Genomic DNA, 26,304 nt, shown 5'->3' with positions numbered 1-26,304 from the left:
GTAGTTGTTGTTTGCCGACAATTGTCAGCAGGCAACTGCTTCGGCATGAATATACGAAATAATCCCGTCCATCGTGCTTGATCTTTTTGTATCTTTGTCCTGCATTTAAAGCAGATATGAATATATGATAAGTTATTTACAAATAGATAAGTTGACTAAAAGCTTCGGCGATTTGGTTTTATTCGAAGATATCACTTTCGGAATCGCGCAAGGGCAGAAGGTCGGGCTGATAGCTAAGAATGGTACGGGGAAAACGACTTTGCTAAATATTATAGCCGGAAAGGAGGATTATGACAGCGGGGCGGTTGTGTTCCGAAATGATCTGCGGGTTGGCTACCTGGAACAGATGCCGCATTATCCGGACGGCCTGACTGTTTTGCAAGCGTGTTTCTACTCTCCGAACGAGACGGTGCGTTTGATCGCCGAATATGAGCAGGCGATGGCAAGCGGCGATCATTCCAATCTCGAAGATATCCTGCTTAGGATGGATAACTTGAAAGCCTGGGATTATGAACAGCGTACCAAGCAGATTTTGGGACAGCTGAAAATCCATAACTTCGACCAGAAGGTGGAAACGCTTTCCGGCGGGCAGTTGAAAAGGGTGGCTTTGGCAAACGTGTTGATCACCGATCCCGAATTGATCATCCTTGACGAGCCAACCAACCACCTGGACTTGGAAATGACCGAATGGCTGGAAGGATATCTTTCTCGCGCGAACATTAGTATTTTGATGGTGACGCACGACCGTTATTTTCTGGATCGTGTCTGTAGTGAGATTATCGAGATAGACCGGAAACAGATTTATCAGTATAAAGGAAATTACAGCTATTATCTGGAAAAACGACAAGAACGAATGGACGCGTTGAATGCCGAGGTGGACCGGGCCAGTAACTTGCTTCGCAAGGAGCTCGACTGGATGCGCCGTCAGCCGCAGGCGCGTGGGACAAAGGCGAAGTACCGGATCGATGCTTTCTACGAGCTTGAAAAGAAAGCCAAACAGCAGCATGAGGCCGGTAATGTCAACTTGGATGTGAAGGCGTCGTATATCGGATCGAAGATTTTCGAGGCGGAACATGTTTCGAAACGTTTCGGCGATCTGAAGATCGTGGAAGATTTTAACTATATATTCGCCCGTTATGAAAAGATGGGGATTGTCGGGAATAACGGAACGGGAAAATCTACTTTCATCAAGATGCTGATGGGGGAAGTGGAGCCTGACAGCGGTCGTTTTGACGTAGGAGAAACGGTCCGGTTCGGTTATTACAGCCAAGACGGCCTCCAGTTCGACGAGCAGATGAAGGTGATCGATGTGGTCCAGAATATCGCGGAATATGTTGACCTCGGTGACGGGAAGAAGATGGGTGTTTCACAGTTCCTGAACTATTTCCTTTTCGCTCCGGAAAAACAGCATAATTACGTTTACAAGCTGAGTGGGGGAGAAAAACGCCGTTTATATCTCTGCACGGTCTTGATGCGTAGCCCGAACTTTCTTGTGCTCGACGAACCGACGAACGACCTGGATATCGTCACGCTGAATGTGTTGGAGGAATATCTGCGGAACTTCAAAGGATGTGCGATCGTCGTGTCGCACGACCGCTATTTTATGGATAAGGTGGTCGATCATCTGTTGGTGTTTCGGGGAAATGCCGATATAAAGGATTTTCCGGGCAACTACACGCAATATCGCGAGTGGAAAGAGGTGCAGGATCAGTTGGAAAAAGAGACTGAAGCTGCGCGACAGGCAAGAATGGCCCCCACTGTGGAGAAAACGTCGCGTCTTGAAAAGGTGCAGAAAAAGAAACTGACTTTCAAGGAACGCAAGGAGTTTGAAGCGCTCGAGGTCGAGATTCCTCTGCTTGAAGCCGAAAAAGCAGAGTTGGAAACGGCCATGAGCAGCGGTACGTTGAGCAATGACGAACTGTTGGCTAAATCCGAACGAATCGCAAAAGTGATAGAAGAAATAGATGAAAAAACAATGCGCTGGCTGGAATTGAGTGAACTGGCGTGAATAAAATGAAAGATTGTAAACCCATATTATGGAATCGGAATTTTGTGCAATGTTGCATTTCTTATTTCCTGATGAACTTCTCTTTCTATATGCTGATGCCGACGATGCCGGTCTATCTGGTGGAAGTTTTGGGGATCAGTACGGCAAATGTGGGGATCGCGTTGTCCAGTTATACAATCGGTCTGCTCTGTGTCCGGCCTTTTTCGGGTTTTTTGGTGGATTGCTTTTCGCGTAAGCCTTTATATCTTTTCGCCTTCTTCGTTTTTGCTTTCATGTTCGGCGGGTATCTGATTGCCACGACCATGTTGACTATTATGGCTGTCCGTTTCGTTCAGGGTGGTTTTATGGGGTTGACTTCGGTTGCCGGCAATACGATTGCGATTGATGTGATCCCTTCCTCCCGGCGTGGTGAAGGAATGGGGTTTTACGGTCTGACAATCAATTTGGCGATGTCGTTGGCTCCGTTGGCAGCTGTTGCCATCTATGGGAAAGGTGGGTTTAATCTGGTTGTCTTTATTGGTTGGATGGCTGCTTTTATCGGGGTCGGTTCTGTCTGCCTGATCCGCTATCCGAAGCGAGAAAAGGTTCCGCGGCCGCATTTTTCCCTCGACCGTTTTATCCTGGTGAAGGCATTGCCGGCTGCGCTCGCTTATATCCTGGTTGCAATTCCTTATGGGATGATTACTTCTTTTGTCGTTTTGTACGGAAAGGAAATAGAAGTGGCCAATCCTGGCTATTTCTTTATTTATATGGCGGTAGGAGTGGGGACGTCGCGGCTGGTCTCCGGTAGGCTGGTCGATCATGGGAAGATTCATTGGGTATCGGTCTGTTCTGCGGTCTGCTTGTTGGTGGCGTTTACCGTGTTTGCAACTGTCCACCAGTCTTGGGTTTTCTTTGTCTGCGCCTTGATGATCGGTATCGGGTATGGAGTAGGGGTTCCGGCTTTCCAATGCCTCTTTGTCAATGTCGCTCCACATAATATGCGTGGAACGGCGACTTCTACTTATCTGACCTCTTTTGATTTGGGTGTCGGTATCGGGATGCTTTCGGCCGGTTTTATCGCTTCCTGTGCCGGATTGGCTGTGGCCTATGGAGTGGGAGCCGGTTGTTGTCTGGCTTCGCTTGGTGTTTATCTGCGTTGGGTGAGGCCATCGTATGAGAAGCATAAATTATTAGTATAAGTTTATTATGAAGAAAGAGAAAAATATTATCAAAGTACAGCGTTACGAATCGCCCTGCGGCCTGTTGCTACTCGGTTCGTTTGGTGACAAACTTTGTTTATGTGACTGGCAGGTAGAAAAACATCGTGATCATGTAGACCGGAGATTGAAACGGATGCTGTGTTCCGAATTTGAGGTAGGTACATCGGAAGTAATTGAGAAAGCAGCAAGGCAACTCGACGAGTTTTTTGCCGGAAAGCGTAAAGAGTTTGATGTGCCGCTTCTCTTTGTTGGTACGGACTTTCAAAAAACAGTATGGAACGAATTGCTGGAAATACCTTTTGGAAAGACAGTTTCTTATGGTGAAATGGCCCAGCGTATCGGTATGTCCAAAGCAGTCCGTGCGGTTGCCAATGCCAATGGTGCAAACTCCATATCGATATTCGCTCCTTGCCACCGGGTGATCGGTAGTGACCGTTCGTTGACAGGTTACGGTGGTGGGCTTCCGGCTAAAAAGTTCTTGCTTGAATTGGAATCCCAACCCAGACTGGCTTTGTAAATCAAAGGTCGTCCGATTTGTAAGTAGTCATGACGAAATTTCTGATGTTAATATCTGCGCACTATCGATTCGGTTGTTTGATAGGGAGTATGGTGTCTTATTTGTAGTAAATGTTTCATTTGAGCTTCAAAAAGATTTCTTAATTGTTAAATAGTATCCAATTTGCTAATCGTTAACAATATTTGAATATGTTCAAGAACAATATTATAAAACACATTGTTATATTTGCAGTAACGAAAAGATAAAAGGTAAAAAGAAAAGGGGTAAATGGCCCCTGTGTTTAGGTTTAACAATTTAATGTTTAGGTATTATGAGACGTTTAGGTATGGCTGTTGCAGCCGTTTTATTATGTGCAACAATGGGTTTTGCACGCGAGAACCGTAACAATGTGAGTAAAGAACCGTTTGCTATTAACTTTGAAAAATTGAGCAACTATTTGCAGTTGTCCTCTTATCAGGCCAATGAAGTAGCAAATATCAATGAGTATTTTCTGGATATGCAAGGAGAAAGTCTCCGGGCAAGTGAAAAAATGCGTGACAAAAAGATGCGTCAGGCTGTTTATGGAAATTTGAAGTTGATGAAGAAGGTTCTTACACCTGAACAGTATCGCAAATATGTGGTTCTGTTGAATGTGACAAATAATAATAACCGCACTTTGAATTTCTGATAATTCAATCTGGGCTAGGTTATTTTTGATAGCAGGAGAGATTGTCTGTTTTATGTGTACAATCTCTTCTTTTTTATATATCTTTGCGCTGTTTTAACAAATAATGAACAATACAAAAAATCGAACAACAACGCAAACATGGAACAACCGTTTAATCTGGTTTCTAATACCACGCTGAAAAAAAATGTAGCAGACTACACTTTGATCGTTATCGGTGCTTTTTTGCAGGCACTTAGTTACAGCTTATTTCTTGCACCTTATAAAATCGTACCGGGAGGGGTGTATGGTATATCGATTGTTTTGCACCACGTGACGCAGGGGCTTTTCTCTTTTATGCCCGAAGGATTGCCGATGGGTGCGACTGCTCTTTGTTTTAATGTGCCTTTGTTGCTTTTGGCCATGAAAAAACTCGGTTTGGCGTCAGGGCCGAAAACAATTGTGACTTTTGTCTTGATATCCATTTTTACAGATAGTTTTTCATATCTGTTTGCTAATCAGCCATTAGTTGAGAATGACAGTTTTATTGCTTGCTTTTACGGTGGTGCAATTTTGGGACTTGGAGTGACTTGTGTGTTCCGTGCGCAAAGTACGAGCGCCGGTACGGATGTGTTGGCCCGTGTGATCGCCCTAAATTCAAATTTGAAGGTAAGCAATATGATTATTGTCATAGATTCGACCGTGGTGATGTTGGGGTTACTTGTATTCCAAGATTGGGCGGTGCCTCTGTACTCTTGGTTTGCTATCTTCGTATTCGGAAAGGTGGTGGAAATGTTCCAGACCGAGAATCCTAACCGGGCGGTGTTTATCGTATCGCAGAAAACGCAGGAGGTAAAAGAACTGATTGTAGGAAAGATGGGGATGCGAGGTACTTTCTTGCATGGTCGCGGTATGTATGAAGGAAAGGAAAAAGAGATCATCTTTACCATTGCCGAACGTAAAGATCTGCCCCGTTTGAAAGATGAAGTGAAGGAAATCGATCCGAATGCCTTTATCTCGACTATGCATGCAAGTAAGGATTCGCCGCGTCCGGGAATGTAAAGAGTTGAAAGTTGAGAGTTGAAAGTTATTTTCGCTCTCAACTTTCAACTTTCAACTCTCAACTTTCAACTTTCAACTAAAATGTATACCTTTGTCTCATTCTAAAAACAAACCGTAATAGTAATGCCTAATATTTCACAACGAGGAGTCGATATGCCGGCTTCCCCAATTCGTAAACTTGCCCCGTTGGCTGATGCTGCCAAACAGAGAGGTGTTCATGTCTATCACTTGAATATCGGTCAGCCTGACCTGCCTACCCCGCAAGCGGCATTGGATGCGATCCGGACGATCGATCGATCGGTGTTGGAATACAGCCCTAGTCAGGGATATCGTAGTTATCGTGAAAAATTAGTAGGATATTATAAGAAGTATGATATAAATCTCGTGGCGGATGATATTATCATTACAACAGGTGGTTCGGAAGCCGTATTGTTCGCTTTCCTGAGTTGTCTGAATCCTGGTGATGAGATTATCGTGCCAGAGCCTGCATATGCCAACTATATGGCTTTTGCCATTTCGGCGGGGGCGGTGATCCGTACGGTGACGACAACGATCGAGGAAGGTTTTTCCCTACCAAAAGTGGAGAAGTTCGAAGAGCTGATCAATGAGCGTACTAAAGCGATCCTGATCTGTAACCCTAATAATCCGACCGGGTATTTATATTCCCGCCGTGAAATGAACCAGATACGAGATATTGTAAAGAAATATGATCTTTATCTTTTCTCGGATGAGGTGTACCGTGAGTTCATTTATACAGGTTCGCCTTATATCTCGGCTTGTCATTTGGAAGGGATTGAGCAAAATGTTGTACTGATCGATTCAGTTTCCAAGCGCTATTCGGAGTGTGGTATCCGTATTGGTGCGTTGATCACGAAGAATGCAGAGGTCCGCAATGCCGTTATGAAGTTTTGCCAGGCTCGTCTGAGTCCGCCTCTGATCGGCCAGATTGCTGCTGAGGCTTCTCTGGATGCTTCCGAAGAATATGCCCGTGAGACGTATGATGAATATGTCGAACGGCGTAAATGTTTGATCGACGGCTTAAATCGTATTCCGGGGGTATATTCCCCGATTCCGATGGGAGCTTTCTATACGGTGGCAAAGTTGCCGGTGGATGATGCTGATAAGTTCTGTGCTTGGTGCTTGAGTGACTTCGAATATGAAGGGCAAACGGTCATGATGGCTCCGGCTTCTGGTTTCTATACGACTCCAGGGTTGGGGAAGAATGAAGTCCGTATGGCTTATGTTCTGAAAAAAGAAGATCTGGCGAAGGCACTCGTGGTGCTTCAGAAGGCGCTGGAGGCATATCCGGGAAAAATAGTATAAATGAATTACAATGAACAATTGACAATTAAAACTAGTCAATCCAAAATTCTTAATTCTCAATAGCTTTGAGCCTAGAATATTTTATAGCAAAACGCATCTATTTCAGCAAAGAGGGGGACCGGCAGGCTACTCCTCCTGTTGTTCGTATTGCTATGATTGGAATAGCCTTAGGACTGGCTGTTATGATCCTTTCGGTGGCTATAGTCATTGGTTTTAAGAAGGAAATTCGGAATAAAGTGATCGGTTTCGGCTCACATATCCAAATCACGAACTTTGATAATAATGCTTCTTACGAATCGACTCCAATTGCAGTGAGCGATACGCTCCTGGAGCATCTGAAAACCTTTCCCGGCATTACGCATGTGGAAGGTTTTGCCACGAAGCCGGGAATCTTGAAAACCGACAGTGATTTCCAGGGGATCGTGCTGAAAGGTGTAGGCCGGGACTATGACTGGACTTTCTTTCGTAATAATCTGAAAGAGGGTGAGCTGTTTATCCTTCCTACCGATAAGGTGTCTACGGATGTGTTGCTCTCCCGTTATCTGGCTAATCTGTTGGGGCTGAAAGTTGGAGATTCCTTTTTGACTTATTTTGTGCAGGACGAAGTGCGTGCTCGTAAATTCCGTATAACGGGTATTTATGAGACGGGTTTTGTTGATTATGACAAGTTGTTTGTGATAGCTGATATCCGCCAAATACGCCGCCTGAATGGTTGGGCGCCTGACGAGGTGAGCGGTTTGGAATTGCAAGTGGATGATTATGACCACCTGGACAGGGTTGCTGAAGATTTGTATTTTGATATTGCTGAGAAGCAAGACCGGAATGGTAACACATACTATACCCGCTCCATCAAAGAACTGAATCCGATGATATTCGACTGGCTGGAGGTGCAGGATATTAATGTGGTGGTGATTCTGATACTGATCCTTGCTGTTGCTGGCTTCACCATGATTTCGGGACTGTTGATTATTATCTTGGAGCGGACGAACATGATCGGTATTTTGAAGGCCTTGGGTGAAAATAACACCAGTATCCGCAAGATATTCCTCTATATATCCTTTTTCTTGATTGGCAAAGGGATGATATGGGGCAATGTAATCGGGATCGTACTTTGTCTTGTTCAATCTTATTTCCGTGTCGTAAAGCTTGATCCGTCCGTTTATTATTTGGATGCGGTTCCTATCGACCTGACCGTCTTTTCCATTGTTTTGCTGAACATCGGTACATTGGCCGCTGCTATGTTAATGATGCTTGGGCCTTCCTACCTGATAACCAAAATCCATCCGGCAAAAAGTATTCGATTTGAATAATAATATGCCAATTAGCACATTGGCATATTATTTCATGCCACATTATTTGTAAAATCTTTTTTCCCGTTGAACATCCTGTAAATGTGGATATATATGTCATAGACCGGTTGAGCGATTTCCAACAAAGGAAGCCAGGCGGTTAATGGCTTTTGTTGCAGGAGTAAGGCGGATTTTTTATAAACGAGTGCTTTGACTGTGAAGCGGAGGAATAAGAGTAATCCGGCCAATATCGAGAGCAGCCAGTTTCCTGAAAGCCCGACGATGAAAGTGGCGATTCCCGCAATCCAGAAGAACAGATAACCGATGGTTTCCATTCGGTAAAAAGTTAAGGAACCTCCTTTGTAAAAACGTTTGGTGGCGGCATGGGAGGTTTTTATCTCTCTCCAGGTTTCGGAATCTCCTACTTTGTTCATCTTAATGATGGAATCGGACGAGAGTTGTACCTGTGTATTGGCGGGATTCGAAACTTCATTGATGAACAGATCGTCTGCTCCGGCGTGAAGGTTGAGGGATCTGGCGTAACCTTTGTGGGCAAAGAACAGTTTCTTACGATAGGATAGGTTCCGGCCGTTTCCCGTGAAAGGATGGTGGGAGAGGGCTGAAGATATCATTTGCAACCCATTTGTCAGGTTATCATAGGCAATGAGCTTGTGCAGGAACCCTTTTGTATGCCGATACGCACAGAAACCTAAAATAATGTCCGTTTCGGGATTGTAGGAACCGGCCATTGCTTTGATCCATTTCGGACCGATCGGGCGGCAGTCCGCTTCGGTGAAAAGGAGGATGTCATGCCGGGCAGCCTTGATTCCCATAGTGAGTGCAAGTTTTTTATGGCTCAGGTATTGAGTGTCTACAGGCACATATGTGTAATAGAGGTTTTTGTATTCATTTGAAAAAAGTTTCAGAACGTCTTCGCTATTGGCATCGGAACCGTCGTTGACAACAATAATCTCATAATCCGGATAATCCTGGTTCAGCAATACCGGTAGATTATTGCGTAAATCTTCCGGTTCGCCGTGGGCATAGACAATGACGGAGACAGGTTGGGCATCCTTGTCTGCCGTGACACGTTCCGTGCTTTTGGCTGTTGCAGCACGTAAAGGGCGTGAATATGTGATCAGATAATAGAGTATTTGTATGATAAACAACACGCCAGTAATCCCGATTAGGAGTAATTCCAGGTCGGAGAATGTAAGTAAATTTTCGCTCATCGATATTAAATTGTCTTTGCTGATACAAATGTACGGAGGATTTTTGGATATTTATAACAAATACATCACCCGGACCACGGATACCACTTCAAAAGACGGTTTGATAAAATAATGGTCCATGCAAAAGCTTGTATGGAAAAGATTTTTGCATGGACCATTCTATAATGTTGAAATAGGGTTTACATCGTATCCGAGTAATGAGCTGTCGGTAATTTCCGACAGTTATATTGTGAGGCCATTACCTCGCCGTAAGCACCTGCAGAGCGGAGGGCGATCAGGTCGCCACGGTGGGCGCGGTTCAGTTCGACATCTTTACCGAACACGTCGGACGATTCACAGATCGGACCGACAACGTCATAAACTTCAACTTCTTCGTCGCTGGTGATATTCTCCATGCGGTGGTATGCATCGTACATGGCCGGGCGGATCAGTTCGGTGAAGCCGGCATCTAAAATACAGAATTTCTTTGTCTCGCCGACTTTTACATATAGTACTTTAGAAATCAGCGAACCGCATTGTGCGACGATGGAACGTCCCGGCTCGAAATGAACCTGCTGTCCCGGACGAAGCTGCAATAGTTTGTTGAACACGGCAAAATAGTTGTCGAATGCCGGGATAGGCAAATGATTCGGGTGATAATAATCGATACCGAGACCGCCACCGAAGTTCAGATTCTCAACTTTTATTCCACGCGCCTCCAGCTCTTCCTGAATTTCATTGACACGGATTACCAGGCCACGGAAAGCAGCCATATCTGTAATTTGTGAGCCGATATGGCAATGGATGCCGATCAATTTGATATGTTCCAAGCGGCAGACTAAATCTAACACCTGTCCGAGCTGGCTCAAATTGATACCGAATTTGTTTTCCTTCATGCCAGTCGTGATCTTGGCATGTGTATGAGCGTCTACTTCCGGGTTGATACGAAGGGCGATCGAGGCCACTTTGTTTTTGGCGGCAGCCAATTCTTCCAAGATTTCCAGTTCGGCAGCCGATTCTACGTTGAAGCAGAAAATATCGTTGTCTAGTCCTAAATTGATCTCCCAGTCTGTTTTGCCGACACCGGCATAAACGATTTTTCTGGCAGGGAAACCTGCATCGAGTGCCGCCTGTATTTCACCACCACTCACACAGTCGGCTCCCAAGCCATATTCTGCAATAATAGACAAGATGCGGGGATTGGCATTTGCCTTGACTGCATAGTGGACATGATAGCCATACTTTCCGGCTTCCGTTTTTACCGTATTGAGTGTTTCTTTCAACAACGTTATATCGTAAAAATAGAACGGAGTTGCCAGTGATTTGAACTTTTCTGTAGGAAATGTACCTTTTAATATCATTTTTTTTCGAATTTCTTTTGGTAATTAAAAAAGTATATCTATATTTGTAGCACGTAAATTTTTTCATAGTTAAGGTTTTGGTTGGAAAGGGTCATCTGTGAAGACGGCCCTTTCTTTTTTATTTTCTTATGAAAAAGGATGGCGTATTGATTGATTCGATACGCCATCCTTTTTGTTTATGCTTTATTGTTGAATAAATGATCGCTTAATGCTTGCAATGCCCTTGTTTTGTCGGAGGCTTTAATAAGGAGCGAGACGTTGTAGTTGCTGCCTCCGTACGAGATCATTCGTACCGGGACGTCCTTCATCGCTTGGACAATCCGGGCTTCGAAACCAACATTATCCCATTCCAAGTCACCTACCACACAAACGATAACCATATCTTCGTCTACCGTGACCGTTCCATACTTTTTCAGGTCGTCCACGATCTCTTCCAGATGCTTGCGGTTGTCGATCGTAACGGAAACACCTACTTCGGAAGTCGTTACCATGTCGATAGGAGTCTGGTAGTTTTCGAATATTTCGAATACTTTTCGTAGGAATCCAGTAGCCAACAACATACGGCCACTCTTGATCTTGATGGAAGTGATATTGTCTTTTGCGGCGACAGCTTTGATTTTCCCTTTTTCCGTCATGTTGGAGATCATGGTGCCCGGAGCTTCCGGCTGCATCGTGTTTAACAAACGAACAGGAATATTGTTCAGCTTGGCCGGCAGGATACAGGTCGGATGCAGGATCTTGGCACCGAAATAAGCTAGTTCGGCTGCTTCTTCAAAATGCAGATGGCGGACTGGCGATGTCTTTTCAACAATACGCGGATCGTTGTTGTGCATGCCGTCTATGTCTGTCCATATCTGGATTTCTTCTGCACCGATAGCCGCGCCGATCAGAGAGGCGCTGTAGTCGCTGCCACCACGTTGCAAGTTGTCGATCTCGCCGTAAGCATTTCGGCAAATATAGCCTTGTGTTATGAAGAGGTCTGCATCCTTGTGTCCGTCTAATAGCTTGATAAGCTTTTCTTTAATGTACACAGGATCCGGTTCCGCGTTCTTGTCTGTACGCATATAATCCAGTGCCGGAATCAGAACGGAGTTTATGCCGCATTCGTTCAGATAGAGGTTCATCATACCGGTAGAGATCAGTTCGCCTTGGGCCAGGACAACTTTTTCTTCGAACAACGTGAAAAGATCCTTTGTAAACGTGCGGATATGGTCGAAATGATGTTTTATCAGTTCTTTGGCTTTCTGCTTATATTCGTCAGTGCTGTAGAGTTCTTCGATATGGCCATAATATTTCTGAGCCAGTTTATTGATGACCTCGTTTGCTCCGTCAGGGTTTTTCTTGTACAAGTAATCCGAGATTTCAACCAATGAGTTGGTTGTACCGGACATGGCAGACAAGACTACAATGTTACGTTCTCCCGTAATCAGTTTTGCTACATCTTTCATTCTCTGTGCAGATCCCACAGAAGTACCGCCAAACTTTAAAACTTTCATTTTCTTTTACTATATTAATTTGTTCTTCTTCACTTTAAATGCGTGTGCAAAGTTACATAAAAAATTATTCTCCAACATCACTTAGGCAGGCATTCTCACATTTTACTATACGCGCGGGATAGTTATGTACCAGTGTGTAGTTGTGAGTCGTCATGATGACGGCCGTTCCCTTGCGGCAAATGTCGTGTAGCAGCTGTACGATTTGTCCGCTTGTCTCCGGGTCCAGGTTTCCGGTAGGTTCGTCTGCAAGGATCAAAACCGGATCGTTCAGTAATGCGCGGGCGATCACGATACGCTGTTGCTCGCCACCCGAAAGCTCGTGCGGCATCTTATAGCCTTTATCTTGCATCCCGACTTGAAAAAGCACGTTGTTGATGCGCTCGTTTATCTCGCTTTTCTTTTTCCATCCGGTCGCTTTTAGGACGAATTCGAGATTTTTGTGTACCGAACGATCGGTAAGAAGCTGGAAATCTTGAAAGACGATCCCTAATTTCCTGCGCAGGTAAGGAATGTCTTTCCGTCTCATCTTGCAGAGATTATAGTCCAACAACCATGCGTCCCCTTGATTGATGGGAATTTCGCAATACAAGGATTTCAACAGGCTGCTCTTGCCAGAACCGACTTTTCCGATCACATACACGAATTCTCCATTGTGGAGTGTAAAGGATGCCCTGTGAAGGATCACATTCTCTTCACGGCAGATATCTACTTTATCCAGTTTGAGCAGGGTTGTCTCTTCCATTGTTATTATCCTTTATGTCTGCTTTTTAATTCGCGTGCGAGGTCTTCGATGCGAAGTCCTTTGCTTGTCAATAATACGATCAGGTGGTAGATCATGTCGGCTGCTTCGTAAACGAGACGGTCGTCTGTCCCGTTAGTGGCTTCGATAACTGTTTCGACGGCTTCTTCGCCTACCTTCTGTGCCATACGGTTGATGCCTTTTTGAAACAGGGTAGTGGTGTAGGAACCTTCCGGCATTTCCTGGCGGCGCTGTTCGATGAAGTTCTGCAAATATTTAAGGAACATGATGTCTTCCACATTCTTTTCGCCGAAACAAGTATCAGCGCCAGTGTGGCATACGGGACCGGCGGGAATAGCCTTGATCAACAGTGTGTCGTTGTCGCAATCGGCAGCAATGGTGACTACCTGCAGAGTGTTTCCGCTGGTTTCACCTTTCATCCAGATACGGTTTTTCGTACGGCTGAAAAATGTCACTTTACCGGTAGCTTTTGTTTCTTCGTAAGCTTCTTCGTTCATAAAGCCCAACATCAATACCTTGTTTGTGTTGTAGTCCTGAACGATGGCGGGAATCAGGCCGCCCATTTTTTCAAAATCTAATTTCATTTTTTATCTGACTATTATATTGTTCTTAATTCATCCGTATGCAACTTTTTGTTCTTCGGCATTCGTTTCTGGTTTTATAGGCATGGAACTACAGTTTCACTTGCCTGGAACGAGAGTTTCCTTCTATAGGGAACGGTTACTCTCTGCCGTGGCCATCAGAGGCGGACGTTGATCCCTTCTTCGTGGAGATACTGTTTCAGAGCTCCAATGCCGATTTCCCCGAAATGGAATACGCTTGCCGCTAACGCCGCATCCGCCTTCCCTTGGGCGAATGTGTCGCGGAAGTGTTCCATTTTTCCGGCTCCTCCCGACGCGATGACTGGAATGTGCAGGTTGTCGGCCAGCATAGCTAACGCCTCATTGGCGTAACCGTCTTTCACACCGTCGTGTGTCATGCTGGTAAACAGGATTTCTCCGGCTCCCAGGCTTTCAGCTTCTGCCGCCCACTGGAAGAGATGTTTTTCCGTCGGAATACGTCCGCCGTTCAAGTAGCATATCCAGTCGCCCATTTCGAAATTGGCGTCGATGGCGACCACACATACCTGGCTGCCGAAGTTCTTGGCAATCTCTTCGATCAGTTTCGGATTGCGCAGGGCTGCCGAGTTGATGGAAACCTTATCGGCTCCGGCACTCAACAGGCGGTCCACATCTTTCAGCTCGTTGATGCCGCCGCCAACTGTGAAAGGGATGCTGATATTGGCCGCAACCTTCTTTACCAGTTCCGTAAATGTCTTACGCCCTTCGTGCGAAGCAGTTATATCCAGATATACCAATTCGTCTGCTCCCTCCCGGCTGTATTGTGCACCCAGTTCGACCGGGTCGCCGGCATCGCGGAAGTTTACGAAATTGATTCCCTTAACGGTTTTTCCATCTTTTATGTCCAAACAGGGTACTATTCTCTTGGCAAGCATATATAATCTTTATTTTTATCAGGTGAAACGGATCAAGTCTTTCAGCTGTATCTTTCCCTCGTAAATCGCTTTACCGAAGATGACAGCCGGAATACCCGCTTCAGCCAGTTTCTCAATATCTTGTATAGAACTGATACCTCCACTGGCTATCAGATAAAGCAGAGGTATTTGTTCCTGTATCTCTTTATATAATTCGATGGCAGGTCCTTGCAGCATACCGTCGCGATTGATGTCCGTACAGATTGTCTTCGTGATACCATTGTCGTAATAATCATGGATGAAAGGGATCAGTTCTTTGTCTGTCGTCTCTTCCCATCCGCTTATCGCGATTTTTTTATCTTTGACGTCTGCTCCGAGGATGATTTTTTCCGGACCGAACTTGGTGATCCAGGAAGTGAATATTTCCGGATTCTTCACAGCGATGCTTCCGCCCGTAACCATCTGCGCACCACTTTCGAAAGCAATTTCCAGGTCTCCTTCCTGTTTCAGTCCGCCTCCAAAATCAATTATCAGCGAAGTACGTGTCGCCAACCGTTCCAACATACGATAGTTGATGATCCGCCCTTGTCGCGCTCCGTCTAGGTCTACCACATGCAGACGTCTGATGCCATGATCTTCAAACATCTTGGCTACTTCCAGAGGATCTTCGTTGTACACTTTCTTGGTGTTGTAATCACCCTGGGTGAGGCGTACGCATTTCCCGTCGATCATATCTATTGCCGGAATCAACTCTATCATATTACATTATAGTTTTAAAAAGTTACTTAATATAACCTCGCCGACCGAACCGCTTTTTTCTGGGTGGAACTGGGTCGCATAGAAATTGTCTTTATGCAGGGAAGCACTGAACGGAAGGATATATTCGGTTGTCGCGGCGGTGTATTCGTTTACGGGTACATAATAACTATGTACGAAATAAACAAACTTGTTCTCTAATTGTTTGTTGAACAGCCCGCCTTTAACGTTCGTAATCGTGTTCCATCCCATGTGCGGAACTTTATCCATGTGTTGCTGCGGGATGAAACGTTTTACTTCTGTATCGAAAATGCCTAAACAATTCGCATCTCCTTCTTCCGAATGGCGGCACATCAACTGCATGCCGAGGCAAATTCCTAAAACAGGCTGCTTCAATCCTTTTATAATTGTATCTAAGTTATGCTCTTTCAAGTGCTCCATTGTGGTATGTGCTTCACCGACACCTGGAAAGATTACTTTGTCTGCTTTACATAACAGTTCCGGGTCTGCTGTGATTGTAGCTTCGACTCCCAGTCTTTTCAGTGCGTAACTCACAGAATAAATATTTCCGGCATTGTATTTGATAATGGCGACATCCATTGTTGTTGCTTCCTTTTTTATGTTGAGCTGCAAAACTAACAAATTATCATGACATATAGATGTCTGCTTTATGAAAAGTTGCAGAATAGATGTTATTTGTGATAAACTGGCTGGTTTATTGTATGGTTTTCTCAAATCCCCGTTGGCCCAGAAATAGTAACTTTGTCTTGTAAGGATACTGCAAAATATGGTCTTCATCGGCCAGCTTTGTTCTTTTATATATTTTGAAAAACAACTGTCATACTATCACTAATTTCCTTTTATCAATTGAATATCAATAGACACAAGCAATGATAGTAGGTATGATGGATGCCTATTCCATCTATCATACTATCACTAACCACCTGTCCGATATTTTTTTTCACATTACTTATTTTCAATAACATAATAAGATAAACTCATTGACACCCGGGTCTCGATATCATTGACACTCGGGTGTCAAGACCGTTCACATCCGGGTGTAAAAAGCCTGTAAACGGGAATCTTCGGCACTTTTTCTGCCTGTTTGAAGCAAAATAAGTCACGTGTTTCAACAAAAAAGACGGCATCTCCTACAGAAAAACATCCTCAAAACAACTTTTACAACCGACAAATGCAAAATTTAAACAGGCTCTTAGAGTATGAACAAAAAAAGTTTAGATGTAAGATGTTTATTATCAGGGATGATTGAAAAATAGTAAAAAATATATATGTGTAACTCTTGCGTAATTCAAATAAACTACCTACTTTTGCATCGCAATTCAGAGGAATAGCAGTTAAGTAAAATAATGGTTCGGTAGTTCAGCTGGTTAGAATACATGCCTGTCACGCATGGGGTCGCGGGTTCGAGTCCCGTCCGGACCGCACATATAATATTTTGGTGCGTTAGTTCAGCTGGTTAGAATACATGCCTGTCACGCATGGGGTCACGGGTTCGAGTCCCGTACGCACCGCGAAAGCAAATAGTAAATTAAAGAAAAATCCCGAAATTCAAAAGTTTCGGGATTTTTTTTGTATTAACAAATGTGATGTTCAATGTATTTGCCTATAAGTTTTTAGACAACCTTTCTTGTATATTCATCTTTAATAAATATCTTTGAAGATCATAAATTATGAAAGATGGAAGATCTTGTAAATAGACGCTGTGGATGGGCTGGTACGGACGATTTATATGTGAAATATCACGATGAGGAATGGGGTAAATTGGTTACCGCTGATAAAATCTTATTCGAATTTCTTGTTCTGGAAAGTGCCCAGGCTGGATTGGCTTGGATTACTATTCTTCGTAAGCGTGAAGGGTATAAAAAAGCATTTTATAATTTTGATGTTGAGAAAGTAGCTGCGATGACCTCGGATGATATTGACCGGCTGATGCTTTTCGATGGGATTGTCAGGAATCGGCTGAAGATTGCATCCACGATCACGAATGCCAGATGTTTCATCGCGATTCAAAAGGAATTTGGCAGTTTCTATAATTATACGTTATCGTTTTTCCCTGAACAGAAACCGATTGTAAATAATTTCAAATCGTTGAAGGAGATTCCGGTTACAACCCCAGAATCTGATGCGATGAGCAAAGATATGAAGAAACGAGGGTTTAAGTTTTTTGGCTCTACGATCTGTTATGCTCATATGCAGGCTACAGGGTTTGTAAATGATCATTTGGTAGGGTGTCTTTGTCGGAAAAAGACTCTTGCTGATTGTCCGGTTTAGGAGTTTTTGAGATGATAACAACCTCTGTGAAACGGAGCTCTGATCCGGATAGAAATTATGTTTTGACAGTCTTAACAAGAAAAACGAGAATTTATAGGTTGTAATAGTTGTTGGTTCGATTAATAGTGTTATCTTTGGGTCAGAGTTTGAGTTACGTATTATTAGCGTATAGTTCTTCTTTATTATTAAGTAGGCCTCTCCATTAATTTTCCTCCTCATACCCTAATTAGTATTTATTAAAAATAAAATTTTAAATGAACATTTACATTACAGGCTTAAATTATAGCATTAATGATGCTGATTTGAATGATTTATTTGCAGAGTATGGAGAAATTACATCTGCAAAAGTTATCATGGATAGAGAAACAGGAAGATCCAGAGGATTTGGTTTTTTTATATCCTGCATTTCCATATACCGGAAATATCTTGGCATTCTACTCTGAATTCTTACAAAATAGATTGATTATTAATATAAATAAATATAGATAAATGGCAAAATCCGTAACATACAATAAACGAGAAAACGAAAAAAAGAAACAAGCCCGAAGGGCCGAAAAACAAAAAAAGAAAGAAGACAGAAAATTGCTTGGCAAAGCAAATAGTTTTGATGATATGATCGCTTATGTGGATGAAAACGGCGTGATTACATCGACTCCTCCCGAATTGAATCCTAATAAAGAAGAAATTAAGCAAGAAGAGATTCTTATCTCTACCCCCAAAAAAGAAAATATAGAGATACTTACAGTACTGAAAGGGAGGGTTGATTATTTTAATGAATCAAAAGGATATGGTTTTATCAAAGACCTTGGTAGCGGCGAGAAGTATTTTTTTCATGTTAGTAATAATACACTGACCGATATTTCGGAAACCGACATCGTTACTTTTGAACTTGAACGCGGTCTGAGGGGAATGAATGCAATTAATATTCGTATTGAAAGCGAGGTTTGATGATATGGAAGAAACCCTGGAAAGCATTTTTCGAGTCATGATTTTATTGTTCAGGAAACTCACGATGTAGCCTGTGATGCAGGCTGCTATCAGGGAGCCTTCTCTGACTCCTTCGATCCGTTGAGTGAAGATCAGTGATAAAATGATGGCGACCGTTACTAAGGTGAAATCGAAAATGACCTTGAATTTTCCGAACTCTTTATTGTAACGGCGGGCGGCGTAGTTGACGAATCCTTCTGCACTCATCATCGCAACCTGGGGTTTGATTTCTAATACGACACCAATAGACTGGATGAGACAACCCAACAGTAACAGCGCAATCGACGTTATATAATTGGATGGATGCAGGTCTTCAGTGAGTGCCATATTGAAATCTATGAATGTTGAAAATATGAACGAAAATGGAATTTGCAACAGGATAGATATTTGGTCTTGACGGCTTTTCGTCCCTCGGATTAACCAGAACTGTCCTAGTATCAGCAATACGTTTACGATAAAGGTACAGGTCCCTAAAGAAAGAGGGCTGTTGAGGCTTAACACATAATTTACACTTGAAATAGGAGTCGTTCCTAAAGCGGAATGTATAATCAGGACGATTCCTGCAGCTAAAAAATATAATCCAATGACAAATACCAAATACTTTTTTAAAATCGTTTTTATATCCATATCTCCCGACAACATTTAATTACTTTCTTGCTTGGAGCAATATAAGTGTACGCAAAGGTCGCTATTTTTTCGTGAAGAGATTCTGATTTAGTATGAAAAAACGTTATCCATCGAAGCGATTGTTACTATTTGTCAGTCGACTCTTGGGAAAGATTTTGTACCTTTAGAGCAATTAAAAGGGTATCTTATGTTTGAAAGTTTTGATTTTCAGCAAATGATCAGTGCATTCATTGTGTTATTTGCTGTGATTGATATTATTGGTTCCATTCCAATTATTATTAATTTGAAAGAAAAGGGTAAGGACGTGAATGCTATGAAGGCAACGGTTATCTCTTTTTTGTTGATGATCGGGTTCTTCTACGCAGGCGATGTCCTGCTACGGCTTTTCCATGTGGATATCGAATCGTTTGCAGTGGCAGGTTCGTTTGTTATTTTCCTGTTATCATTGGAAATGATACTCGATATAGAAATCTTTAAAAATCAGGGACCGATAAAGGAGGCGACACTGGTTCCGTTGGTCTTTCCTTTACTGGCGGGTGCCGGTTCGTTTACCACATTATTATCTTTGAGGGCGGAGTATGCTAATGTCAATATTGTGATAGCCTTAATACTGAATATGATATGGGTCTATTTTGTCGTTCGCATGACAGCCCGTATCGAACGCTTTTTTGGAAAAGGCGGAATCTATATTATCCGGAAGTTCTTCGGTATTATTTTGTTGGCGATATCAGTCCGCTTGTTTACCGTTAATATCAATCTTCTGATAGAAGCTTTGCAGGGGCATTGAAAAGGGGGTTACAGAGTTTCCTTTTTGCTTTCTATCTGTTCCTTGTTTTTACAGGAGGCAGGTGAGTAACTGTAGTCTCCTGCAAACTGATGAGGCATTAGTTCGACGGGCTTCACTGCAATTTTGCCACCTTTTTGGGTGAATACCAGGCATTGATTGTTAAGTTTCCGTTCTTGCAGGTCGAATACCAGATTCGGATTGAAGTGTTGCCCGTTTACCCGTACTTCAAAATGAAGGTGTTCCGTCGTAGCTCTTCCTGTGCGTCCGGTCAGTGCAATCGGTTGTCCGGCTTTTACATAGTCTCCCGGCTTGACCAGATTTTTGGAGTTATGGCTATAGACTGTTTCCAATCCGTTGTAATGGCGTACAACAATTACGTTTCCGTATGCATAATAAGGCTTAGCTAGACGGACGATTCCGTCGAATGCTGATATGATCGTATCATTGGCGCAAGTTTTCAAATCTACACCCGAATGGTGTTTTCTACGTCCGGCATATGGAGAGATTACTTTTGCGCCGGGTAAAGGGAAAGCATAGTCTTCTTTCTGTATCAGGCTTAAATCGATAAGCATCGAATTCTCATCTGCCATCAGGAGCGGATCCGTTACGGCAATATCATTTTTTTCTCTGTTGGAGAAGTTTATTGTTATATTTTTGCGGGGAGATGTTTGTTCGTACAGTTTCGGTTCTTCCGGAAACAGAAAAGCAAAATCTGTGTTTGGAAGAGGAATATCCGTTGTTGGCAGGACCAGGATTGATTCCTGCTGCGGGGCAGGCTGCGTTTGAGCCGTCCACAAAGAATGGCATGCGCTTAACACTAGTAATAATATGACTGACAATATGCTGTAGTGTGTTTTAGACATTTTGTAAAATTATTGACACTACAAAAATAGGAAAAAAAGTGAAACGGGAGAGAGGTAAAATGAAAAAGGCGTCCGAAAAAGAATCAGACGCCTTTCAATGCCAAACTATTTGTGATTACTCGTCACTCATTATTTGAATAAAGAACAGGCAATACCCAGTTCTAAACCACGCAATTCAGCCAAACTACGCAAACGACCGATACAGGAATAACCTGGATTAGTCTTCTTGTGTAAGTCATCGATCATCTGATGCCCGTGATCCGGACGCATTGCGATTGAGCAACCGCGTTCCTGCTCGATTTCAAGAAGGGCTTTCATTACTTCATAAACGTTTACGTCTCCTTCCAGCAGGTTTGCTTCGAAGAAGTTTCCGGCTTCATCGCGTTTGGTACTACGTATATGGACGAAGTCGATACGGTCACCGAACCGTTTCATCATACCGGCTAGGTCATTATCCCCACGAACACCGAATGAGCCGGTACAGAGGCATAAACCGTTGCTTTTGTTTGGTACGGCTTCGATCAACTTGCGGAAATCCTCTTCAGTGCTCAAAATACGGGGCAAGCCTAAGATCGAGTAGGGAGGATCATCCGGATGGATAACCATACGTGCGCCTACTTCGTCGGCAACCGGAGTAATCTCTTTCAGGAAATAAATCAAGTTGGCGCGGAGTCTTTCCGCATCGATGTCTTTGTAACGATCCAGTTCGGCCCGGAATTGATCCAATGTGAAACTTTCCTCGGAGCCGGGCAGGCCAGCGATCATATTGCGTACTAGTAGTGCTTTGTCATCTTCGCTCATCTCGTCGAAACGGGCTTTTGCGATTGCTTTTTCTTCGTCTGTATATTCCTGTTCTGCAGCAGGGCGTTTCAGGATGTAGAGATCGAAAGCCATAAAAGCTGCACGTTCGAAACGTAATGCTTTAGAGCCGTCAGGCATGGTGTAAGCCAAGTTTGTACGGGTCCAGTCCAAAACCGGCATAAAATTGTAAGTAATCACACGGATGTCACATGCAGCCAAGTTACGGATACTTTCTTTATAGTTGTCGATATATTTCTGGAAGTCTCCACTTTGTGTTTTGATATGTTCGTGTACGGGAACACTTTCCACTACGCTCCAGCGTAAGCCGGCTGCTTCGATTATATCCTTGCGTTTCTGTATTTCTTCGACAGTCCATACTTCTCCGTTCGGGATATGATGCAAGGCATTTACAATTCCGGTAGCGCCGGCCTGGCGGATATCGGAAAGACTAACAGGATCGTTCGGTCCGTACCAGCGCCATGTTTGTTCACATAAATACATAATGTCTTGTTTTTAATTGTGAGATTAAATAGAGAATGCATCAAAACCACCGTCTACGATAGCGATTGTTCCGGTTACGAATTTGGAAGCGTCGCTGATCAAGTATTGGATTGTACCAAATAATTCATCCGGTGTACCCAGACGTCTGAACGGAGTATGTGCAATGACAGATTCAGCACGTGGAGTGTAAGATCCGTCCGGATTTGTCATCAAAGTACGGTTCTGCTCCGTCAGGAAGAATCCCGGAGCAATTGCATTTACACGCAAACCTTCTCCGAATTTGATCGCCAGTTCACCGGCCAGGTATTTAGTCAGGTTGGAAATGGCGGCTTTGGCAGCACCATAACCCACGACACGGGTAAGCGGGCGCAAAGCGGATTCGGAAGAGAAGTTAACGATAGCACCTTCTCTTTGGTTAGCCATTACATCGGCAAATACCATTGTCGGGAGAACTGTTCCGAACAGGTTCAGGTCTACCACTTTACGGAAAGCGTCGATGTTCAGGTCGAAAATCGTGCTGTCCGGTCCGATGGTCGCGCCAGCCATATTACCGCCGGCTGCATTCAGCAATGCATCGATGCGACCATATTTGGCCAGGATATCTTTTTTGTTCTGTTCCAGAATTTCTTTGTTTAATACGTCGGTCAGGAAGAAGCTTGCTTCTCCTCCTTTAGCTTTGATGTCGGCTACAATTTGTTCACCAACTTCGGCTGCACGGTCAAGAATAACGATTTTAGCACCTTCTTCAGCAAGGTGACCAGCAATACCTCTGCCTAAGATCCCGGCTCCACCGGTAATAATGACAACTTTGTCTTTAACGCAAAATAAATTAGCCATATTTTTATTGTTTATGATTGTGATAATTTCATTGTTACTATCTCATTGTGCTCGCGCACACATTGGGCACAAAAGTATAGTATTTATTTATCAAACAAAAAGAAAACGGATAAAAAATACCTTTTTATGTTTTCAAATATAATTGTTATAGTATTTGATATTCTCTTTCATCAGGATATCAATCGGCATATAATTGATCTGTTCCACTTTTTCTTTGAGGACTAAATGGCGGAACAGTGCCCGTATGCAATTGAATCCCTGCACTTCCGGCCGTTGGGCGATCAGGTGCGTGATGGAACCGTCATTTAGGCAAGTGATATTCGGGTCTATCACATCATAGCCGATCAATCTGAATTTCTCTCCTTTATCGCGGAAGTATTTTCCCAGTAAGTGGGCACGGGAGTTGAATATGATACCTGCGTTCACCTCTTTATGCTCTTCTAAGAAAGTATTCAGTATGCTTATGTTCTTTTCCGGTTCGTCGGCATGTAATTGTACGGAATAGATACGTCCGTCATAGTTCTTTTCTGCCAGATAATTCCTGAAGCCTTCCTCGCGTTTCATGACCTGGGTTACCTGCATTTCTCCTTTGCGGATAAAGCGGAAGATTGCGATATTTTCGGTCGGGTTGATTTGTTCGTATAGCAAACGGCCGGCAATGTATCCGGAATCGTACGAGTTAGTCCCGTAATAGGCCACACAATTGGTGTTTTCAATGAATGCGTCTATCAGTATGTAAGGTATTTGTAACTGATCCAGCCGGGATGCCAACTTGACGACACTGTCATGGAACTGTGTTGCAATCACGACTCCCTGACAGTCGGCTTTTTCGATCCGGGGAATGAGCTCGTCGAAACTGCTTTTGTCGTATTGATTGAAGCACATACGTTCGACTTCCACGTTGTAGCTGAAAAGTTCCTGCTCTGCTTTATCTATTCCTTCGCAAAGTTTATCCCAATATTCGCCTTTTGCAAAAGAAGGGATCAGTGTGATAAAATGGTAGTTCTTTTTTAGTGCAAGGGAACGGGCTATCAGGTTCGGGTGATAGTCTATTTCTTTTAAAACTTTTTCTACTTTTTTCTGTGCCTCTTCGGATACTTTGCCTCGGTTGTGCAATATGCGGTCGACGGTTCCGGTCGAAACTCCGGACATCTCTGCAATGTCTTTGATTCTATATGTCTTACCCATAGATCGGAAAGCTATACAGCCCGCAGAATGTTTATTTTTGCGGGCTGTTGTCTATTTATGATTTGATATTATAGTTGTTGTACTTCTTCTTCTTCTGTTGAAATCGTATTTAATTTTCTGAATGTGTAGCACTGCATCATATAGATAAGAGGAACGGCGACAAAGAGTCCGACGAAGAACAAGATGCAACCGACGATCGCAGTGCCGATCATGGCCAACAGTAATAAAAACAACGGCATCCCCTGTCCTTTAGTCAAGTCCCAGCTTTTTTGCAGTGATTCTATAATTCCGCAGTCTTCCTCTACGATATAGGCAGAATAAAATTGCAGGCGGATAGCCAGATAGATACCCGGAACAATCAGTAAGAATATTCCGATAGCCACTGCGATCCCCATAATGATACTGGCAATAAGATAAGTGAAGATTTTACGGGATTGCTGCCCGTATGCGGAAAACTGTGGTTCTTCTCCATCCATTGTCTGGAACAGATTTTTTATGTAGCCCAACATGAAAGCACTGGATATGACGGCACTGATCAGATTCACGATGATCTTACCGACCATCGAACCTTGCGCTGGCATACCGAACAGACTAATGATTGATGACAGGATAAAATATCCGATAAACAGCCCTACCAGTACCCAGATCTGAGATTTAGTGTACTTCCATGAAGTGCCGAACACTTCCGATATCATAAACTTTGGTTCCATATGAATTGATTATTTAGGTTATATAAGCCGTAAAATTAGGATAAATTATTGAATAAACAAATTCTGTGTTAAAATTATGTATCAATTTAAACGAATATATTTTCGATTGGTCAAATTCTCAATATATCTCTGATACAGAAATATAAAATAAGCAATTTTTTAGTATAAAAGATTGTATAAACGGAAAAAGTACAACAAAAAGATTCTACATTTGTACGCTTTTTATGAGGAATAGGCTATGAACCCATAAGTTTAGGACAGCATCGTTGTGGAATTTTTTTTACTATGGATGCAGCGGATCTCACCCGTTGCGATGGCTTTTTGATGGCCTTCTAATGACTAAAACAAGAATAGTATAGAAGATATATAATAATGAATATGGATAAACAAATGTTGAGAACTACTATTACCCAATTAAGGCAAATTGCATTGTTTGCAGTAGGGGTATCTTTATTAACCGCTTGCGGGAACAATCAAAGCGGTATGAAGTTAGGGGATAATGAATTTGCTGTCCTTGCTGTCAATTCGACAACGAGCGACCAGACAACATCCTATCCGGCGACGATCAGAGGAACGCAGGATATTGAGGTACGCCCCCAGGTTTCGGGTTTTATCGTTAAGTTATGTGTGGATGAAGGAGCAACAGTTCGTAAAGGGCAGGCTTTGTTCCAGATCGATCCGACCCAGTATGCTGCTGCGGTCGGACAGGCAAAAGCGGCTGTCGAGATGGCTAAAGCCAATGTCGCTACTTTGACCCTGACCGAAAAGAATAAAAAGGCTTTGTTCGATCAGAAGATTATCAGTGATTTTGAGTATCAGACAGCGGTCAACCAGCTTATGTCTGCCAAGGCAAGCCTGGCTCAGGCAGAAGCATCTTTGGTAAGCGCAAATCAGAATTTATCTTTCTGTACGGTGACAAGCCCGTCGAATGGCGTTGTCGGTACATTTCCGTACCGTATCGGAAGTCTGGTCAGCCCTTCTGTTTCGCAGCCGTTGACAACCGTATCCGAAATCAACGACGTGTATGTTTATTTTTCTATGACGGAGAAAGAGCTGCTGCGTCTGACAAGAGCCGGGGGCACTTTGAAAGAACAGCTGGAAAAGATGCCGGCTGTCCGCTTGCAGCTGTCTGACGGCACAACTTATCAGTCGGAAGGCAAGATCGATGCCGTTAGCGGTGTAATCGACCAGTCAACCGGCTCTGTCAGCATGCGTGCTGTTTTCCCGAATGATAAAAATATATTGAGAAGCGGCGGTACCGGCAACATCATATTCCCATACACGATGGATGGGATTATTATTATCCCTCAGTCCGCTACTGTCGAAATCCAGGACAAAAAGTTTGTTTTCGTCTTGCAGGCGGACAATTCCGTGAAGAATACGGAGATTCAGATCTCTAATCTGGATGACGGGAAGAATTACCTGGTGACAAATGGTTTGAAATCCGGTGACAAAATCGTGATTGAAGGCGTACAGAACCTCCATGACGGCCAGGCTATCCAGCCGATCACGCCGGAACAGCAGAAAGCGAAATATGATCAGGCCTTGAAAGATCAGAACGAAGGTAATCTGAAGACCGCTTTTAATTAATAACTTCCATTTGTTCGTT

At 43.4% G+C, this 26,304-nt stretch carries 24 protein-coding genes, 2 tRNA genes and 2 pseudogenes; 14 read left to right on the top strand and 14 right to left on the bottom strand.

Features of this window, described 5'->3' with window-relative positions; all coding sequences use genetic code 11:
• Positions 1–124: 124 nt before the first annotated feature.
• The 7 genes from NQ542_RS09670 to NQ542_RS09640 all read left to right on the top strand — a co-directional run bounded on the left by NQ542_RS09670 (position 125) and on the right by NQ542_RS09640 (position 8,065).
• Positions 125–2,008 (top strand): ABC-F family ATP-binding cassette domain-containing protein, encoded by a 1,884-nt coding sequence (locus NQ542_RS09670; RefSeq protein ID WP_005640775.1) that lies wholly within the window; start codon positions 125–127, stop codon positions 2,006–2,008.
• 5 nt (positions 2,009–2,013) lie between these two features.
• Entirely contained in the window at positions 2,014–3,189 is a 1,176-nt protein-coding gene (locus NQ542_RS09665) for an MFS transporter (protein WP_039850177.1), read from the top strand.
• A 7-nt stretch (positions 3,190–3,196) separates the two neighbouring features.
• A complete protein-coding gene (locus NQ542_RS09660; RefSeq protein WP_005640781.1) occupies positions 3,197–3,727 on the top strand; it encodes a methylated-DNA--[protein]-cysteine S-methyltransferase in 531 nt (176 codons plus the stop codon).
• A gap of 310 nt (positions 3,728–4,037) precedes the next feature.
• Positions 4,038–4,394 carry a hypothetical protein gene (locus tag NQ542_RS09655; RefSeq protein ID WP_005640785.1) on the top strand — a complete coding sequence of 119 codons (357 nt, stop codon included), beginning with the start codon at positions 4,038–4,040 and terminating at the stop codon, positions 4,392–4,394.
• A gap of 138 nt (positions 4,395–4,532) precedes the next feature.
• A complete protein-coding gene (locus NQ542_RS09650; protein ID WP_005650904.1) occupies positions 4,533–5,432 on the top strand; it encodes a YitT family protein in 900 nt (299 codons plus the stop codon).
• A gap of 123 nt (positions 5,433–5,555) precedes the next feature.
• Positions 5,556–6,755: a pyridoxal phosphate-dependent aminotransferase gene (locus tag NQ542_RS09645; protein WP_005640789.1), complete on the top strand. Its 1,200-nt coding sequence runs from the start codon at positions 5,556–5,558 to the stop codon at positions 6,753–6,755.
• A 65-nt stretch (positions 6,756–6,820) separates the two neighbouring features.
• Positions 6,821–8,065 carry an ABC transporter permease gene (locus NQ542_RS09640; RefSeq protein WP_005640790.1) on the top strand — a complete coding sequence of 415 codons (1,245 nt, stop codon included), beginning with the start codon at positions 6,821–6,823 and terminating at the stop codon, positions 8,063–8,065.
• Positions 8,066–8,097: 32 nt separating this feature from the next.
• Here the strand turns inward: NQ542_RS09640 and NQ542_RS09635 are convergent, their stop codons facing one another.
• The 8 genes from NQ542_RS09635 to hisH form a co-directional block, all read right to left on the bottom strand.
• Complete coding sequence (locus tag NQ542_RS09635) at positions 8,098–9,276, bottom strand: glycosyltransferase (protein ID WP_005640792.1); 1,179 nt, start codon at positions 9,274–9,276, stop codon at positions 8,098–8,100.
• 179 nt (positions 9,277–9,455) lie between these two features.
• Positions 9,456–10,616, bottom strand: a complete 1,161-nt coding sequence (lysA, locus tag NQ542_RS09630; protein ID WP_005640793.1) for a diaminopimelate decarboxylase — start codon at positions 10,614–10,616, stop codon at positions 9,456–9,458.
• Positions 10,617–10,792: 176 nt separating this feature from the next.
• Positions 10,793–12,112 (bottom strand): aspartate kinase, encoded by a 1,320-nt coding sequence (locus tag NQ542_RS09625; RefSeq protein WP_005640795.1) that lies wholly within the window; start codon positions 12,110–12,112, stop codon positions 10,793–10,795.
• Positions 12,113–12,176: 64 nt separating this feature from the next.
• Positions 12,177–12,854 (bottom strand): cell division ATP-binding protein FtsE, encoded by a 678-nt coding sequence (locus NQ542_RS09620; protein ID WP_005640796.1) that lies wholly within the window; start codon positions 12,852–12,854, stop codon positions 12,177–12,179.
• 5 nt (positions 12,855–12,859) lie between these two features.
• Positions 12,860–13,456, bottom strand: a complete 597-nt coding sequence (gene hisIE / locus NQ542_RS09615) for a bifunctional phosphoribosyl-AMP cyclohydrolase/phosphoribosyl-ATP diphosphatase HisIE (protein ID WP_005640797.1) — start codon at positions 13,454–13,456, stop codon at positions 12,860–12,862.
• Between the two features lie 155 nt (positions 13,457–13,611).
• Entirely contained in the window at positions 13,612–14,367 is a 756-nt protein-coding gene (gene hisF / locus NQ542_RS09610) for an imidazole glycerol phosphate synthase subunit HisF (RefSeq protein ID WP_005640798.1), read from the bottom strand.
• Between the two features lie 18 nt (positions 14,368–14,385).
• Positions 14,386–15,105, bottom strand: a complete 720-nt coding sequence (gene hisA, locus NQ542_RS09605; RefSeq protein ID WP_005640799.1) for a 1-(5-phosphoribosyl)-5-[(5-phosphoribosylamino)methylideneamino]imidazole-4-carboxamide isomerase — start codon at positions 15,103–15,105, stop codon at positions 14,386–14,388.
• A gap of 6 nt (positions 15,106–15,111) precedes the next feature.
• Positions 15,112–15,702, bottom strand: a complete 591-nt coding sequence (gene hisH, locus NQ542_RS09600) for an imidazole glycerol phosphate synthase subunit HisH (RefSeq protein ID WP_036724525.1) — start codon at positions 15,700–15,702, stop codon at positions 15,112–15,114.
• Between the two features lie 769 nt (positions 15,703–16,471).
• On the opposite strand from hisH, the gene NQ542_RS09595 reads away from it, so the two are divergent.
• The 5 genes and pseudogenes from NQ542_RS09595 to NQ542_RS09575 all read left to right on the top strand — a co-directional run bounded on the left by NQ542_RS09595 (position 16,472) and on the right by NQ542_RS09575 (position 18,342).
• Positions 16,472–16,545: transfer RNA gene (locus NQ542_RS09595), tRNA-Asp, on the top strand.
• A 15-nt stretch (positions 16,546–16,560) separates the two neighbouring features.
• Positions 16,561–16,634 (top strand) — tRNA-Asp (locus NQ542_RS09590).
• Between the two features lie 166 nt (positions 16,635–16,800).
• Positions 16,801–17,394: a DNA-3-methyladenine glycosylase I gene (locus tag NQ542_RS09585; RefSeq protein WP_005640805.1), complete on the top strand. Its 594-nt coding sequence runs from the start codon at positions 16,801–16,803 to the stop codon at positions 17,392–17,394.
• 254 nt (positions 17,395–17,648) lie between these two features.
• Positions 17,649–17,786 (top strand): annotated as a pseudogene (locus NQ542_RS09580) (RNA recognition motif domain-containing protein); the annotation flags it as partial.
• Positions 17,787–17,883: 97 nt separating this feature from the next.
• Positions 17,884–18,342 (top strand): cold-shock protein, encoded by a 459-nt coding sequence (locus tag NQ542_RS09575; RefSeq protein ID WP_005640809.1) that lies wholly within the window; start codon positions 17,884–17,886, stop codon positions 18,340–18,342.
• Between the two features lie 12 nt (positions 18,343–18,354).
• Here the strand turns inward: NQ542_RS09575 and NQ542_RS09570 are convergent.
• Positions 18,355–19,008 (bottom strand): annotated as a pseudogene (locus NQ542_RS09570) (YczE/YyaS/YitT family protein); the annotation flags it as partial.
• A gap of 187 nt (positions 19,009–19,195) precedes the next feature.
• Here NQ542_RS09570 and NQ542_RS09565 point away from each other — a divergent pair.
• Positions 19,196–19,795, top strand: a complete 600-nt coding sequence (locus tag NQ542_RS09565) for a MarC family protein (protein WP_005640812.1) — start codon at positions 19,196–19,198, stop codon at positions 19,793–19,795.
• An 8-nt stretch (positions 19,796–19,803) separates the two neighbouring features.
• Here NQ542_RS09565 and NQ542_RS09560 read toward each other — a convergent pair whose 3' ends face one another.
• The 5 genes from NQ542_RS09560 to NQ542_RS09540 form a co-directional block, all read right to left on the bottom strand.
• On the bottom strand, positions 19,804–20,658 hold the full coding sequence (locus NQ542_RS09560; RefSeq protein WP_022321567.1) for a M23 family metallopeptidase: 855 nt from the start codon (positions 20,656–20,658) through the stop codon (positions 19,804–19,806).
• Between the two features lie 129 nt (positions 20,659–20,787).
• Positions 20,788–21,960, bottom strand: coding sequence for a mannonate dehydratase (gene uxuA, locus NQ542_RS09555; protein WP_005640816.1), 1,173 nt, complete (start codon positions 21,958–21,960; stop codon positions 20,788–20,790).
• 24 nt (positions 21,961–21,984) lie between these two features.
• Complete coding sequence (locus NQ542_RS09550; RefSeq protein WP_005640818.1) at positions 21,985–22,797, bottom strand: SDR family oxidoreductase; 813 nt, start codon at positions 22,795–22,797, stop codon at positions 21,985–21,987.
• A gap of 132 nt (positions 22,798–22,929) precedes the next feature.
• Positions 22,930–23,985 carry a LacI family DNA-binding transcriptional regulator gene (locus NQ542_RS09545; protein ID WP_005640820.1) on the bottom strand — a complete coding sequence of 352 codons (1,056 nt, stop codon included), beginning with the start codon at positions 23,983–23,985 and terminating at the stop codon, positions 22,930–22,932.
• Between the two features lie 68 nt (positions 23,986–24,053).
• Positions 24,054–24,695: a hypothetical protein gene (locus NQ542_RS09540; protein WP_005640822.1), complete on the bottom strand. Its 642-nt coding sequence runs from the start codon at positions 24,693–24,695 to the stop codon at positions 24,054–24,056.
• A 378-nt stretch (positions 24,696–25,073) separates the two neighbouring features.
• Here NQ542_RS09540 and NQ542_RS09535 point away from each other — a divergent pair, with 378 nt between their 5' ends.
• Entirely contained in the window at positions 25,074–26,285 is a 1,212-nt protein-coding gene (locus NQ542_RS09535; RefSeq protein WP_039850185.1) for an efflux RND transporter periplasmic adaptor subunit, read from the top strand.
• Positions 26,286–26,304 lie beyond the last annotated feature (19 nt).

Source organism: Parabacteroides merdae ATCC 43184 (assembly GCF_025151215.1).
In the GTDB taxonomy this organism is placed as follows: Bacteria; Bacteroidota; Bacteroidia; order Bacteroidales; family Tannerellaceae; genus Parabacteroides; species Parabacteroides merdae.
This window is presented reverse-complemented; position numbering and strand designations above follow the sequence as displayed.